This is a genomic window from Geothrix sp. (assembly GCF_049292215.1).
Classification (GTDB): Bacteria; Acidobacteriota; Holophagae; order Holophagales; family Holophagaceae; genus Geothrix.
Window position 1 is genome coordinate 18,836 of the sequence record NZ_JBATQW010000069.1, and the last position, 14,036, is coordinate 32,871.

Annotated in this window: 13 protein-coding genes; 9 read left to right on the forward strand and 4 right to left on the reverse strand. The window is 59.6% G+C overall.

The annotated features are described in order from the left end of the window. The first annotated feature begins 1,603 nt into the window (after positions 1 to 1,603). Both WAS25_RS11410 and WAS25_RS11415 read left to right on the forward strand, forming a co-directional pair. Positions 1,604 to 1,948: a type II toxin-antitoxin system Phd/YefM family antitoxin gene (locus tag WAS25_RS11410; RefSeq protein WP_422312154.1), complete on the forward strand. Its 345-nt coding sequence runs from the start codon at positions 1,604 to 1,606 to the stop codon at positions 1,946 to 1,948. Continuing rightward, positions 1,941 to 2,573 carry a zeta toxin family protein gene (locus tag WAS25_RS11415; RefSeq protein WP_422312156.1) on the forward strand — a complete coding sequence of 211 codons (633 nt, stop codon included), beginning with the start codon at positions 1,941 to 1,943 and terminating at the stop codon, positions 2,571 to 2,573. Before WAS25_RS11410 ends, WAS25_RS11415 begins: the two co-directional genes overlap by 8 nt. Before the next feature lie 117 nt (positions 2,574 to 2,690). On the opposite strand, the gene WAS25_RS11420 is transcribed toward WAS25_RS11415, so the two are convergent. Continuing rightward, positions 2,691 to 3,128 (reverse strand): helix-turn-helix domain-containing protein, encoded by a 438-nt coding sequence (locus WAS25_RS11420; RefSeq protein WP_422312158.1) that lies wholly within the window; start codon positions 3,126 to 3,128, stop codon positions 2,691 to 2,693. 665 nt (positions 3,129 to 3,793) lie between these two features. Between WAS25_RS11420 and WAS25_RS11425 the strand changes: the two genes are divergently transcribed. The 5 genes from WAS25_RS11425 to WAS25_RS11445 all read left to right on the forward strand — a co-directional run bounded on the left by WAS25_RS11425 (position 3,794) and on the right by WAS25_RS11445 (position 8,831). Then, entirely contained in the window at positions 3,794 to 3,922 is a 129-nt protein-coding gene (locus WAS25_RS11425) for a hypothetical protein (protein ID WP_422312160.1), read from the forward strand. A 482-nt stretch (positions 3,923 to 4,404) separates the two neighbouring features. Next, positions 4,405 to 5,619, forward strand: coding sequence for an AAA family ATPase (locus tag WAS25_RS11430; RefSeq protein ID WP_422312162.1), 1,215 nt, complete (start codon positions 4,405 to 4,407; stop codon positions 5,617 to 5,619). Beyond that, positions 5,619 to 7,757 (forward strand): AAA family ATPase, encoded by a 2,139-nt coding sequence (locus WAS25_RS11435; RefSeq protein WP_422312164.1) that lies wholly within the window; start codon positions 5,619 to 5,621, stop codon positions 7,755 to 7,757. Before WAS25_RS11430 ends, WAS25_RS11435 begins: the two co-directional genes overlap by 1 nt. A 233-nt stretch (positions 7,758 to 7,990) precedes the next feature. Further along, positions 7,991 to 8,665, forward strand: a complete 675-nt coding sequence (locus WAS25_RS11440) for a JAB domain-containing protein (RefSeq protein ID WP_422312166.1) — start codon at positions 7,991 to 7,993, stop codon at positions 8,663 to 8,665. A gap of 22 nt (positions 8,666 to 8,687) precedes the next feature. After that, positions 8,688 to 8,831, forward strand: a complete 144-nt coding sequence (locus WAS25_RS11445; RefSeq protein ID WP_422312168.1) for a hypothetical protein — start codon at positions 8,688 to 8,690, stop codon at positions 8,829 to 8,831. A gap of 264 nt (positions 8,832 to 9,095) precedes the next feature. On the opposite strand, the gene WAS25_RS11450 is transcribed toward WAS25_RS11445, so the two are convergent. Further along, positions 9,096 to 9,467 carry a pyridoxamine 5'-phosphate oxidase family protein gene (locus WAS25_RS11450; RefSeq protein ID WP_422312170.1) on the reverse strand — a complete coding sequence of 124 codons (372 nt, stop codon included), beginning with the start codon at positions 9,465 to 9,467 and terminating at the stop codon, positions 9,096 to 9,098. A 123-nt stretch (positions 9,468 to 9,590) separates the two neighbouring features. Continuing rightward, positions 9,591 to 10,496: a phosphogluconate dehydrogenase (NAD(+)-dependent, decarboxylating) gene (gene gnd / locus WAS25_RS11455; RefSeq protein ID WP_422312172.1), complete on the reverse strand. Its 906-nt coding sequence runs from the start codon at positions 10,494 to 10,496 to the stop codon at positions 9,591 to 9,593. A gap of 179 nt (positions 10,497 to 10,675) precedes the next feature. On the opposite strand from gnd, the gene WAS25_RS11460 reads away from it, so the two are divergent. Continuing rightward, positions 10,676 to 11,011 carry a cupin domain-containing protein gene (locus WAS25_RS11460; protein WP_422312174.1) on the forward strand — a complete coding sequence of 112 codons (336 nt, stop codon included), beginning with the start codon at positions 10,676 to 10,678 and terminating at the stop codon, positions 11,009 to 11,011. 30 nt (positions 11,012 to 11,041) lie between these two features. After that, the gene (locus tag WAS25_RS11465; RefSeq protein ID WP_422312176.1) at positions 11,042 to 11,554 is read left to right on the forward strand and encodes a hemerythrin domain-containing protein; all 513 of its coding nucleotides are present in this window, start codon (positions 11,042 to 11,044) and stop codon (positions 11,552 to 11,554) included. Between the two features lie 73 nt (positions 11,555 to 11,627). Here the strand turns inward: WAS25_RS11465 and WAS25_RS11470 are convergent, their stop codons facing one another. Continuing rightward, a complete protein-coding gene (locus WAS25_RS11470; protein WP_422312178.1) occupies positions 11,628 to 13,916 on the reverse strand; it encodes a nitric-oxide reductase large subunit in 2,289 nt (762 codons plus the stop codon). Between the last annotated feature and the right edge of the window lie 120 nt (positions 13,917 to 14,036).

The window sequence follows — 14,036 nt, forward strand, 5'->3', positions numbered from 1 at the left end:
TCTAAGAGATGTTCCAGCGCCAATGAAACAACTTCGCCTGCATCCATATAAATATTCACTGGATTCTGCAATCAATATGTTTAGCGCTATTTTTATGCATGCGATCGCGGTCGAACGCGCTGTGCTGCTTCCTGCCATGAAATCTGCCAGAAAGGACTTTTGAGTAGACCGATTTTCCCCGAAATCTCAAGTTTTATGACATCATTTGTTGATAATAAGAATGTTAAAATAAAAATAGTTGGCATCAAAGTTTGCAGTTGATTAAATAACTAATTAGATCAACTAATCTGATACTAGGGTCAAATTGCATGAATGGGCTCCCGGCTAGTTTGCACCAAGCGAAATCTTGGTATAGACACCAGTCAGCTTATGCACCAAGACCCATCATTCCAAGGGCCCCGACTACACCTATGGACTTTGCATCACTATTTGCACTGAAATTGCAGGTAATTTTTGCCCGTTTCTGAATTTCACCCGTTCCGAACCCCCCCTTTTGCGCCCCTTTTCCATTTTGGAAATTTCTCCTTCCGGGAAGGGCCGTGAGGCCAGTCGGAGGACCGGCAAGCGCGGAAAAAGGTGGCCGGAAGGCTGTCAATTTCGCAGGCCAGTCGTGGTGCTTCCCGGACCAGTATGTAACACCCCCAGGGGTGCCCACCGAAGTACCCTTTCCCGCAGGATGGACGCCACCACCGAGCACACCGAAATGGTGAATTCTGGGCCCCGACCGAGTCCGGGAACTGTCCAGCCTGACCCCAAGAAGCGACTCACCAGGCGCTGCCGTCCTGGGGCCAAGACCTGACGGGCTGGGGGCCCGAAGCTGTATCCCGCCCACCCTCCCTGAAGGCAATCCTGCAGGGCAAATCCCCAACTCGATGACCACCTGAACGCCCCTTCTGGATGGCCTGGTTCACGTGGCGATCTGGGGCCTGAAAACGGTGCCCCGCACCGCATCCTGCCCTCTGTCGCCCAGCCTTCCCACCCCCCTGGTCCCTGGGGCTGGACTGGGCCCGACCGTGCAGTCTGAACCCTGCCCAAGGCTTGGCTTCCGTTCATCGATCAGCCAGCTTTTGACCGTTCGAACTGGGCCCAAAGCAGGCCTTCGTTCCCCTCTCTTTCAGACCTTCTGGCGACCTCCGCGCCGGATCGGCCCTTCCCCCCGGTTGGCTGACACACTCCAATACAGCTGCTGTCCACTTGTGGTCGATGTGCAACGGGCCTGAGGTCGCCGCCAAAAGACGCATCCCTGGGCCCCTTGCGCGGACTGTTCACCGAGGAAGAGATCTGGTTCGGTCGGTCGCCTTGCCCTTGTCCGGTCGCGCTGGGCGCCCCAGTGTCGCCCTGGATGAGCTGGTTCGCTGTCAGCAGGAACACCACCTGGCCCACCCCGGCCATCATCAGAGCCGTCCAGCGCCTACCGGCAATGACCCGTTCCTACCTCGGGCCCCAGGCCACGAGTTCCTGGAACCCGAGGCCCTTCCCAGAGCAGCTGCTGGCTTGGCCCCCTATCGCGGCCAGTCATGCCCTGCCAGCGCGACCACCCGGATAACTCATTGAATTGGCGATAATAGGTAAAATGGCTATAATAGGGAACGAGGGAATGCCCATGCCTACTCAGACGCTCACTGCGGTCCCAGGACATCCCATGGAGACCGTGACTTCCACTGATGCACAGAACTACTTCGGCAAGCTGCTGGGAAGGGTTCAGCGCGGGGCGGTGGTCAGCATTACCCGCCATGAGGAAGTGAGCGCCGTCCTCCTGTCACCCGAGACCTATCAGGCCCTCCTCCACGAACACACCGATCCCTTGGCCGACCTGCAGAAGCGGTTTGATCTTCGATCTGCCGCGATGCAGACTTCCAAGTCGAAAGCAGGGGCTCTCGCCCTCTTCGGGGCGTCCCCTGAGGACCTCGGAGGCGCGGCGGTGAAGGGCGCCAAGAAACGTGGCTAAAGCGACCATCACCGTCCTGGCTGGAACGAACGGAGCCGGAAAAAGCAGCATCGCCGGTGAGTACCTGCGCCAGAACGGTGCGCCCCACTTCGATCCCGATGCGATGGCCCGTGAAGTCCTCGCGAAGAACCCGGGCCTATCGTCAAGCGAGGCCAACGGCTTGGCCTGGCAAGAAGGCATGCGCCAACTGAAAGAAGCGATCCGCCTCCGGAAGGACTTCATCTTCGAGACCACCCTTGGTGGTAACACCGTCACGGCCACCCTCGAGGAGGCCCTGGATGCGGGTCTGGATGTTCGCATCTGGTACGTGGGGTTGATGAGTCCCGAACTTCACATCGCCCGCGTCCAAGCTCGGGTCGCCAAGGGCGGGCATGCCATTCCTCCGGGTACCATTCGCCAACGATTCAACGATAGCCGCCTGAACCTGATCCGGCTCATGGGACGGCTGGCCGAACTGAAAGTGTTCGACAACTCCGCTGAGGCTGATCCCCACCAGGGACAGACCCCCCAGCCCCTTCTCCTGCTCCATCTTCGGAAAGGGCGGGTGATAGGGCCCAGTCGAACCGCACTGGCGCAAACTCCCGACTGGGCCAAGCCCATGGTTGAGGCCGCCCTCTCCCTTTAAGCATGGGTTTGATGCTCAAGGCCCGAGGCGTTCGTCAGGCTCACAACAAGGGACAGTACGGCGTACGGAGCTGGGCCGGGCCCGACCCTTGTGTCTGAACCGGACCGACCCTAGGCGTCAGCCCTCCGTCTTCGCCAATTCGCCTTTGGCGTGCCGCTTCCCCATCTTTCTGAACGCTGCAATGGCGGCCAACTGCGACTGTCTTGGCCTGGATTTCTCTGCCTCCCAGTTGTAGACCGTCTGGGCCGACACTCCAAGGATGACCCCAGCTTCAGCGGCTGATAGTCCAAGCCGCTGCCGGTGCGTGGCCAAGCCCTTCGCGCGGTATCTGAACTTGGTAGATGACTCATCCGTGGTCTTAGCTGTTGCGGTTCCTGGGGCCTTCTTCACCGCCCGTGATACCTGTTTCTCGAGATCCGCAACTCGGCGCTTCAAACCTGCAATATCAGAACGATACTGTGCGGAAGCCTTCCGAAGGCCTTCAAGTTCTTTGCGCATTTCCTTTCGAGCCAATCGGACTATTTCATCTTTCAAGATGGATGCAATGTTTGGCATATCCGTTCTCCTTGGTGATGCCAGTCCATATTTGGAATCTCGATAGTATCGCATACAGGATTCCCGCGGCCGCCCCTCCGGAATCGCGCCAGGAATGCCACCTGGCACGCTTTCGGATGGCGGGGCGCCGTGCAAGGTGCTGACCAATCCCGTCATCACTGCTTCCAGGAACCAGCGTATCGCTTGCGCCCGGTCATGAGCCCCTCGATTCGCGGGGGGCTCATGACCGGGACACACGGCAGGAATGATGATTTGAAAAGAGGCGACCTCTTTTCGATACCAGCCAAGAAGGAGGGTCTTCTCCCGAACCCTGGCAGATGGTCGATGGGAACACACGATTTCACAATCAAGGAATGGCTCTGGCCTCAGGCCATGGGGGCCCAATAGCATTGCAGCTATGCCGTCGATGCCAGAGGTCAGCAGTGTGATGTGGCTTCGATTCTGATGCGCTGGCTTCGCCGAGCAGTGTTGGCCCATGTGATAAGCCCTGCGGCGTCCTTAACTCCAGTGGTGGAGCTCCTCTCACCAAGACATGGCTCTTATCAGGATCTACTTGCACCTCGTGAGAACTGGGTGGGGCGGGTTGTCTGGCTACTCCTCCAGCGGCACCAGCGCAGCACCGTTCCGTTTTTGCCGGCACTGCGCTGGCACCCCCGGAGGAGTATATGAGCCAGACAACCCCGCATATCCCCACCTGCCTCGCGCTCGACGACGTGGCCGACCCCCAGGATCTCTGGGACCTGGTGCTTGAGGGAGAGGCCATGCCTGAAGACGAGCCCTCCCTGGAGGCCTAGGAGAATGACTTCCATACAGCATCCTTCCGCCCTCAAGGGCCTGGTCACACGGGGCCCTCCGGTCTGAACCACTGGACGATCCCTTTGAGTTCCTCAAATCAATCCAACGAATTCCAGCGAACGCGTGATCTGGATATTTGCTCATAGATCACAAGAGCGTGCTTGGAATCAATGGTGTCGGAATTCATTTTTCCGGATTGCCATCCTGAACTTTTTGGATTACGTTTCTCTCACCGACAACAACATCTGGGGTCTCTCCGTGAGATGCCTGGTAATCCAACGGGGACTAGCAAACCGCGCCCAACGGATGGCTTTCCGGTAATACCGTCGGTGACTCAAACAATTCGGGTGGCCCCGGCACCCCCCTTTCCCCTCAGCGAAGTCGAACGTTCTCCCTAGTCCACATCGCACGGACTGCGGAACTGACCTGTGAGCCCAGGCCGGCATGAACCTTTGCTTCACTGGCGGGATCAGGACACATCATGTCCGACGAACTCCTGGCTCAGGCCAGCCATCGGCGCCAGGGCTCTGCGCCGCCAAACGCCCCACAGTCCAATGCGGACCCCCTCACCGATCGCTGGGTGCTGACGGCCACGTCCTTGGCCTTGGCTCTCGATGGCACCTACGTCTCCTCCGACGAACTGGCTGTCGCGCTCGAATGGGCGGACCTGCTGGAACCCCTCGGCCGGCAAGGTCCAGCGGATCCCCCCGACTGGTACGGCTCCATGCTAAGCACCTGTGCGCAGGAGAACATCCAACTCGACGATCGGCCCTCAAAGGTTCTTCCCTTTGACTACCATCTCCCCAGCGAGGTGGTGGTCATGCTTACTCAGCGCCGTCCCCTTAAGGCTTGCTTCCAAACGTTCCTCGACGCGAAGGAAGAAGTCTTTCTTCGCCTCTATGGGTCAGCAGCCGAACCCGGCCTGAGCCATGATCCGAGGCTGGCCCTCAAGGCCGCTCATGATTGTGCGGTGGCCGTCGAATCGGAACTTCGGCAGAACCTGGTCGGCCAGTCCGAGGCGGTGGCGGCCCTCAAGCGTCTGGCCTTCCAACGTGAACTTCGGCGCGGGGTTGGCTCCTCGCCAGCCACGGCACTGTTCCTGGGGCCGCCCGGGTCGGGCAAATCCCTTGCGGCCCGGCTGTTCGCGGAGGCGCTTGGCCTTTCTTCTCTCGCGAAACACAAGTCGCGCCGACTCGCCGTCCTTGAGGTGGAGATGACTCAGCACGTGCAGTGGGCCAGTGGCGTGGACCTGTTCGGTGACGGTTCCCGGCAGGGCTCCATCACCCAGTTTGTCGCCAAGAACCCGCATGCCTTGGTCATCTGCAATGAATTTGAGAAGGCCCACCGCAAGGTACTGGAGAGCATCCTGCCAGTCCTCGACCAGGGCTTCCTGCCGTCGCCGACGGGTAAGGTGGACTTCCGAAACGCGGTGTTTATCTTCACGACCAATTTGGGTTCGGAACTGTGGAACCGTCCGGCTTCGCCCGAGGAGGGCACGCTCGAAGTTGACCTCATGGACTTGCTGAGTCTGGCTGAGAAGATCGAAGAGAAATCCGACTGGCATAAGACGCCCGTGCCCAAGGAACTGCTCAGCAGGCTGAGCAAGGGGGCCATGGTGCTGTTCCGACGACACCATGGCCATCACATGCTGCAGAAGGCACAACAGAGCGGCGTTGCGAAGAAAGAGGTGTCCTAATGGAAACCAAATCCTTCGTTCACTCCGGCTTCACCTTCCAGGTGGAGAGTGGCGTGCTTCCAGCCCTCGCCTTGTCTCACTTGCCCGGGAAAGACCTCCGCACGGCCGACCGGCTCCTGGACCGATTCTTCCTGGACCTGCTGATGATGGCCCAAAGCACGTTTGGCGCCAGGTTTCAGCAGATGCAGGAACCCCCGGAATTCGTCGTGCAGGCCGACGGTTTACTTTCCTTACGCTTGAAAGAAGCATTGAGCGAGGTGACTTGCTGGACCTATCTGGTCAGCAGTATCCCTGGGATCGAGGCCTTGGTGCGACGCCTTCTTCCCTACAAACAAATGAACTTGCAGGTTGTCAAAACGCTTGAAGGCCTGCACCAACTGCCTCCTGGCGGACTGGTTCTGATTGACGCGTTCAATCACGACGGGAAGGATTCTTTGCCCTCCCTTGAAGGCCTGGATCATCTGGTGGTGCGATTTCTCGTCGACTCCCGCCGCTCTCTGATGGCGGAGCCCTGGCTTCAGGACCTAATCATCCCGATCAAATGTCAGGCCAAGGCTGGCATCACTACGCGACAGACTGCCGCCAGGAATCTTCTTGATAAGGCCATGGAGGCAGCGCTTTTCTCCAGATACTTTGCCCGATGTCAGGCTTCCCACCTGCGATGGCGCACAAGCCTACGTTTGTGCTTCCACCCTCGCGATCCTCATGTGACGGCGATCCTCTTTTACGAAGGGGAGGAGCGCGTGCTTCAAGCCCAGGATCTCAAACGGGACATTCCATGGGGAGCCATCCCCTCGGCCCGGTTCAGGGACGTCCTGGGCCAGGATTCCACCAAGACTAGGCTTCAGGGTTACCTGGATTGGCTGAAGGACCCCTGCGGCGAACCCGGCCTTCGTGCTTGTGTCCTGTCCGGCCCACCGGGGACGGGTAAGACTCATGCCTGCGAGGCCACGGCCGGAGAGGCCGGCGTTCCGTGCATCCTGATGGGCGGCTCCCAGTTTCTCAGCCAGTGGTACGGGGACTCTGAACGCATCATCCGTGAAACGTTTGCGTCCCTTCAGTCGTACGATGCCGCCGTGTTGGTGGTCGACGAGTTCGATGCCATTGCCTGGGCGCGCGGGCAGAGCAACGAGTGGTCCGCCGCCAACCAGTCCTCCATCGTCGGTACCATGCTTCGCAGCATCGATCTCTTGCGCAAAGGGCCTGGCCGTGTGCTGCTTCTCGCCACCACCAACCAGTACGAGCGCATCGATCCGGCCATCGTCCGCAGCATGCGCATGGGCGAGCACATCTACATGGGCTTGCCTACCACCAAGGACCGGCACGCCATCCTCCACGGCCTGCTCAAAGGGTCGGCTGACGACGCGACCATCAACGAAGCCGTCACCATGACAACCGGCTTGAGCCCTGCTGATCTGGTCCAGTTGGTCGACCGCATCAAGCAGGCTACCGCAGGCGATGTTCATGGCATTTCCTCACAGAACCTCACGTCAGCCCTGTTCAACCTGCGGCGGGGTGAGGTGGACTTCAGCCGACCTTTGAGCCCCGACACGAAGCAGCGCCTAGCCTGCCACGAAGCTGGTCATGCCTTGTTGGCCTATCACCTCCTGGGCCCATGCAGTGTGGAGCACCTGTCCGTGATCCCTACCGCCTCTGGCGCCCTGGGTGCGGCATACATCCATCAGTCAGAATCCCTCGACCTCCCGGATGCGGATTTCATCAAGCGGCGCCTGGCCGTGCTCCTGGGTGGCCGGGTCGCAGAGGCCTTGAGCTACCCCGATGGCGGCCCTTCCTGTGGCGCTGAAAACGACATCAAGGAAGCCACTACCATGGCCCAGCTTGCCGTGGGGACGTGGGGTCTCGATCCCGAATTCCCCATGGTGTCCCTGGACGGCTTGTCACCTAGCCTGCAGCAGGCGCTTGCACCCAGGCTACTGGAGCGCATCCAAGTGTGGCTGCAAGATGCGGAAGCCCGAGCCCTGGAGGAGCTCACCCGTCACAAGGCCAGCCTGGGAATCCTCGTCCAACACCTGATCACAGCCGAGACCCTGCATCGGTCCGACATCCTGGCGATCCTGACGCAGGCTGATCCTGCTTCTACTGGGTCAAATGCCAAGAGCCCCTCGCGCTGTACCTGAGAAGTCTTGGCCCAAGCATGACGTTACCTACACCGTCCATCCTCCTGCGTGCTTATTGATCTGGATGAACTTCTCGGAGTTCCAGTGGATGTTCACTGCATCAGGCCGGGACGCGTCTTTGCAAATTTTTTTGCCCCTGCCCGCTACTCGGTTCGAGACAAATAAATTCCGGAAGAAGCTTTGGCCATTCTGCCTTTCGTGACCATCCACCGGTCCTCCAGAAAGGTTCAACCATGACCCAACCCAACGCACAGCATCCCTGGACCGAACAAGAGCCGGACAACCTGCTACTGGCCACAGTCCTGCGTGGCACGGAACACCTCTCCGACGCCCAGCTCCTCTCGACCCTGCTCCGGCAGCAGGATCTCCAACGTGCCGAGGAGGCCCTCCGATCAGGTAATCTCAATACGCTCATCCACGCAGGGCCAGTGGAGCTGAAAGCCCTCGGCTTTCACGAGAACGAGATCACTCGCCTCATGGTCGTGCTGGAACTCACCACCCGTGTGATCCAGCAGCGGCGGACGATCCGCCTCGCCTCACTTGAAGACACCGTTCGGATTATCCGGATCTGCGGTGAAAAGCACCAGCTTCCGAGCATCGGTCTCATTGCTGTCGATTCCCACGACCGCATCCTGGTGGATCGCATCCTCTTCCAGGGCATGCATGATTTCGGCTCCATCGACTTGAGGGAGATTTTCCGTGAAGCCCTTCGCGTGGGCGCTGATGCACTGGTCGTTTACCGGTACCAGCCTTGTCCTGAGGCCATCCCAACCGCAACTGACCGGACCCTCATGGATCGTTTACGTATCAGCGCTACCGTGATCAGCCTGAGCATTCTCGATGTCTTGATCGTCTCGGAGCGGTCATATTTTTCGGCCCGCATCAACGACGAATGGCAGGAAAACTAATTCCATTCCACGGAGGATGACAATGAACCAGAATCTCGTTCCCACCTGCATCCAGCTCGACGATGTAGTCGATCCCGAGCCCTATCTGGCACTTGCCCTGCAGGGCTTCTCGATCCCGATCACGGCGCTGACCCCTGAGGTCGACACCACCTCGGACCAGCAGTAAGTTCTATCGAAAAGCTGCGCCTCGAGGCATTTCTATGCTGGCAATCAAGCAGAGCCTGTGGACACTGACCGGATCTCCCCGTGTGGGATTTCGGCCGGAAGGTGCGAATGACCCTCGGCAGAATGACGGCGTAATCGAGACCGGTCGCCCCTCCTGAATCGTGCCAGAACGGCCAACCTAACGTTTGTACTCAAGTCAATGTGACCCTGACACCCAACTGGGTTCTTGGTGAACGACCTTCCCGATTACCAGGATTCCTGGTGCTCATAAGGTCTGGGTGGCTGAGTTCACTTTGATATTCAAAGTCGCTCTTATCCATGGAAACCGCGCCTTTACGAGGTCGAATAGGTCGCCGGATCTCAAGAAGGTCGCTGAGCCTTTAATTAGGAATCCAGTACCTGGACCATGAAAGCCGTCAACTTCACGGCTCCCCACGGTTATTTGGATGTCAGGATTTTTTTCCACATTGGCCTCAGTTTGAATCATTCCTCCAACGGGAATCAGAAGTTGATCGTCTTGGGTGATAGACAGGTAGCTATTCCATGTGTTTACAACATGAGGACTGTTGTCACCCATGGTCACGACTGCAACTACACCCTCGCATTTAAGAACCTGCAACATTTTGTCTGGAATCATCTGCCAATCTCCTCATGGTCATATAGCAAAATCCAATCTGTAGCTCGATAGGCCACTCCCGCCTGGCCGTATCGGTTCGAACCGCCGAGTATATTCCTGCCTTGGGACCCATCAGTCTAGTGCTTATGGCTTCTGAACAGAGTGGCCACCGAATTCATTCCGCATCGAGGCCAACAGACGATCTGAGAATGATTCAGAATCGCGTGAACGCAATCGCTGGATCACCGATTGGGTGATCACGGGGACTGGCACGTTCAGCTCGAGGGCTTCATTCACAGTCCAACGCCCCTCCCCGGAATCGACCACGTACGGGGCGATGCCAGCCATGTTCGGGTTCTGTTCCAACGCATGGGCAGTCAGATCCAGCAACCAAGAGCGCACCACGCTTCCGTGGCGCCAGATTTCGGCCACCTGGTGAAGGTCTAGCCCGAATTCGGGCTTGTGCTGCATGATGGAGAAGCCTTCGGCGTAGGCCTGCATCAGGCCATATTCGATGCCGTTGTGAATCATCTTGGTGAAGTGGCCGGCGCCGCTTGGCCCCACCCGGCCCCAACCTTGGTCCTGTGCGGGCGCCAGGGTCTCGAAGATCGGACGCAGACGCTCGACCACCGTCGATTCTCCGCCGATCATCAGACTGTAGCCTTCGGTGAGTCCCCAGATGCCGCCGCTGGTGCCGCAGTCCACAAAGTGGATTTGAGGCTCAAGGAGATCTGTCCCGCGGCGTAGGGTGTCCTTGTAGTTGGAGTTGCCACCGTCGATGATCGCATCACCTGCCGTGAGCAAAGGCAGCAGGGCGGCGATCGTCCTGTCCACGGCTTCGCCAGCCGGAACCATCAACCAGATTGCCCGCGGCGCTTGCAGTTTCCCGACTAGCGCCTCCAGGGAATCCACGCAACCAACGCCTTGGCCCGCCATGCCTGCGCGTGTCATCTCATTCGAATCAAAGCCCACCACGCGATGCCCACCACTGACCAGGCGCTGCGCCATGCTGGCGCCCATCCGACCTAATCCGATCATGCCGATTTCCATGGGTTGCTCCTGCTTTGCGGAACCGATTGCCTTCGCACACCAAGCCTACAACCGGCTTGGTTTGTGTGTGTTCGAGAAGGTCCACACAGGCGACGCTAGGCTCAACATGGCACTCGGTTCTTGATCACCTGGACTTGACCTATCCTCCCCTTGGCGAACAGGGGCCCTATCATAGAGCCATGCGCATCCATTCCCTCCAGGAAGTCCCCGTCATGACCCTAGGTTCAGGCGCGGCCATTCAAAAGCACATGCTCGTGGGCCCGGGTGAGGTTCCGCATGTCATGCAATTTGTTCGGGCCTGTTTCCAGCCGAGCCAGGTGGCCCCCGCACACGCCCATCCAGACATGACTGAACTGTTCTACATCGAATCAGGAGAAGGCACCCTTATCGTCGATGGCGTGCCCCATCCACTTCGGCCCGGCGTATCCTTCCTTGTGGAGCCGGGAGAACAGCACGAGATCAGGAGCTCTCCGGGTTCCGAACTGGTGGTGGTCTATGTTTCTGTCCACTCCTGAGGGCGAAGTTCACCCAGAAGAGGCCTTCCGTTGACGCCCCCTCCCCAGATACCTTCGGCGGACGCCCCCAATTCCAGAACCCTCAACGCCCGTCTGACAGCCGATCATGGGGAGATCGAGGGACTCTTCCGGGATGCCCGGATGGCCCTGGAACGTGACCTGCAGGCCGAGGCCCACACCGTGGTCGATCGGATCTGGATGCGCCTAGCGGTCCATATCCGCGCCGAACACAAGGTGGTTTTCCCGGCTCTGGTGGAGGTCCGACCCGATCTCCAATCGGTGCTCCAGGCCCTTCATGAAGATCATGACTATTTCATGAGCGCTTTGGCGGGGGCGGTGAAGGCCATGAAGGGCCCGTCGCCAGAGGTGGCGTTGATAAGGGCAGCGCTAGAGGCGGTGGGGCTCCGGTTGGATTCCCACAACGCCATCGAGGAGGAAACCATCTATCCAGCCGCGGATGAGCTTCCACGGGAGCAGCGGCTGCAGGTTCTGGAAGACGTGTCCCGAGAACTGGCCTTCCTTCCGATACGCCACGGGCGGTGAACCCATCCTGAGGCAGTCTCCCTGCCATTCGGCCTGGGTGAGTTGATAACAGTAGACCCGTGCTGTACCGAAATTAGGTGGTGTCCCCCCCTTCGCGGCTGAAGACCAGCCTCAGGGTCGCGTAGGCGATGGGTACGGCGCCGAGCAAGAGGAAGATCATGTCCGCGGCGATGCGGACCCACTCCAGTGTGTGGAAAGTGCCACCCATGAGGAAGGCGAGGCGCCGGGCATGCCAGTACCCGTTGGAGAGGACATCCCACAGTTGGATGACGCCTCCTGGGAAGAGATCCAACACGACCATCAGGCCAAGGCCGATGTTGAGGCCCCAGAAGCCGAGGCGGATGAATTTCTCCACCTTGCCCCAGGCTAGGTCACCTTTGATCTCCCGCAGGCAGAAGACCAGGACGGCCAGAGCCAGCATCCCGAAGACGCCGAACATTGCCGCATGCCCGTGGTTGGCCGTCAAGGTCGTGCCAACCTCGAAGTAGGAGACGATGGGCAAGTTGATGAGAAACCCGAAGACGCCCGCGCCGACGAAGTTCCATACACCTACTGCGATGAGGAATTTGATGGCCCAGCGCTGTTTGGCAGCCAAGGGGCGGTCGCATTCTGCGCAGTTCCGGTCCTGCAGGCGGATAAAGTCCCAGGCATCCAGAGTCAAGAGAGTGAGCGGGATGACTTCCATGGCAGAGAAACTGGCCGCGAGGCCCATGTTCAGGGTGCCCTGGCCGGTGAAATACCAGTGGTGCCCGATGCCCACGATGCCCCCACCCAGGTAGAGGATCGCGTCGAGATAGACAAGCCGCGTCGCCGACTTGGAAGTGACCAGGCCCAGTTGGTAGAACATCACCGCCACCAGCACCGTGGCGAAGAGTTCGAAGAATCCCTCGACCCAGAGGTGGATAATCCAGAAACGCCAGTTGTCGATGACGGCGAAATTGGTTCGGGGCCCGTAGAACAGGGCCGGGACATAGAAGAGCGGGATGGCGATGGCCGCGTAGAAGAACAGCGAGGGCAGTTCTCCCTGCTCTGTGCCCTTCATGGCCGGGCGGAGAGCCCGGAACATGAGGAAGAGCCAGAACACCAGCCCTGCGGCCAGGAGGATCTGCCAGAACCGGCCCAGGTCGAGGTATTCGCTCCCCTGGTGCCCCAGCCAGAACCACAGACTGCCCAGCTTGTTGTTGATCCCGGCCATTTCTCCAAACAGGCTGCCGAAGACCACGATCGCCAGGGCGCCCAGAAGAACGAGCACTCCGGCCTTCTGACCCTTGGGCTCCCCACCACCCACGAGGGGGGCCAGGAAGAGCCCTCCCCCCACCCAGGCCGTGGCGATCCAGAAAATCGCCAGCTGCAGATGCCAGGTCCGCGCCAGATTGTAGGGCAGGAACCGGGCCAGATCGAAACCGTAGAAGCCACCTGGCTCGACCCGGTAGTGCGCCAGGACGCCGCCAAGGGCAGCCTGCCCCAGGAAGAGGAGGGCCACCACGGCAAAGAAGAGGCCCACGGCCTTCTGGCTGGGTGTGAGTGTCCAGGCTTGGAGCCGGCCTTCTTGCGCGTGCTTCCAGCCAGCCGCGCCGCCCCATCCCAGGTAGTTGAACTTTCCGAAGATGAAAAGGATCAGACCCAGGCCACCCAGCAGGGTGATTAGACTCATCGCACTCCACAGATAGGTCGAGGCCGTGGGTCCATTGCCCACCAGGGGCTCGTAGGGCCAGTTGTTGGTGTAGGAGTAGTCCTTCTCCGGGCGTGGCGCCACCGTGGCCCAGGTGGCCCAGGCGAAGTAGGCCGTGAGGTGTTTCAGTTCCTGCTCGTCCTGGATGAACTTGGTGGGCAGTCCCACCGCGGCCTTCTCGCCCGAAAAGTAAGTCGTCCACTCCCCGGTCTGGATGCGGTAGGAGTCGGCCTCGACATCTGTGAATCGGAGGGTATTCGCGCCCGCGTCGTAGCGATTCTGCTTGATCAGGGTTTTCAGCCGAGCCCCGATCTCCAGAGCCTGGCCCTCTCCCAGCTCTTTGAACGCCTTGCCGTAGTGGGCCTGAGCCAGGGAGTCCCGTCCAATCTCGGCAAGGCGGTGCAGATACTCAGCGGTGTAGTCGGGCCCGAGGTAGGCGCCATGGCCCCACAGGGTTCCGTGTTCCATGAGGCCATACTTCAGGAAGACCTCCTGGCCATCCTTGACCTCCTCCCCCGTGAAGAGCACCTGGCCCGCACTCCCGATGACTCTGGCCGGGATGGGAGGTGCACCCGTGTAGGTCTTTGCGGTGATCCAGATCAGCAGGCTGAAGCCGAAGATCATCACGAGGATGACAGCCTGGCGCCAACGGGGAGACAGAGGGGTTGAATCGGATATTGCGGTGCTCATGGCAGATTCCTTTGAGGAAGCGATTCTGGCCTCGAGAACGGGTCGGGGGGATCAGCATACGCCTTCCCACCAGACGGCTGAAGGAATCGGGGGGGGTCCGATTCGGGAGGAGATAGAGGT

Coding starts and splice junctions, on each gene's coding strand:
- WAS25_RS11440 (WP_422312166.1), top strand. CDS start 7,991: ATGACCCAACCCAACGCACAGCATCCCTGGACCGAACAAGAGCCGGAC.
- WAS25_RS11470 (WP_422312178.1), bottom strand. CDS start 13,916: ATGAGCACCGCAATATCCGATTCAACCCCTCTGTCTCCCCGTTGGCGC.
- WAS25_RS11460 (WP_422312174.1), top strand. CDS start 10,676: ATGCGCATCCATTCCCTCCAGGAAGTCCCCGTCATGACCCTAGGTTCA.
- WAS25_RS11445 (WP_422312168.1), top strand. CDS start 8,688: ATGAACCAGAATCTCGTTCCCACCTGCATCCAGCTCGACGATGTAGTC.
- gnd (WP_422312172.1), bottom strand. CDS start 10,496: ATGGAAATCGGCATGATCGGATTAGGTCGGATGGGCGCCAGCATGGCG.
- WAS25_RS11430 (WP_422312162.1), top strand. CDS start 4,405: ATGTCCGACGAACTCCTGGCTCAGGCCAGCCATCGGCGCCAGGGCTCT.
- WAS25_RS11450 (WP_422312170.1), bottom strand. CDS start 9,467: ATGATTCCAGACAAAATGTTGCAGGTTCTTAAATGCGAGGGTGTAGTT.
- WAS25_RS11410 (WP_422312154.1), top strand. CDS start 1,604: ATGCCTACTCAGACGCTCACTGCGGTCCCAGGACATCCCATGGAGACC.
- WAS25_RS11425 (WP_422312160.1), top strand. CDS start 3,794: ATGAGCCAGACAACCCCGCATATCCCCACCTGCCTCGCGCTCGACGAC.
- WAS25_RS11435 (WP_422312164.1), top strand. CDS start 5,619: ATGGAAACCAAATCCTTCGTTCACTCCGGCTTCACCTTCCAGGTGGAG.
- WAS25_RS11420 (WP_422312158.1), bottom strand. CDS start 3,128: ATGCCAAACATTGCATCCATCTTGAAAGATGAAATAGTCCGATTGGCT.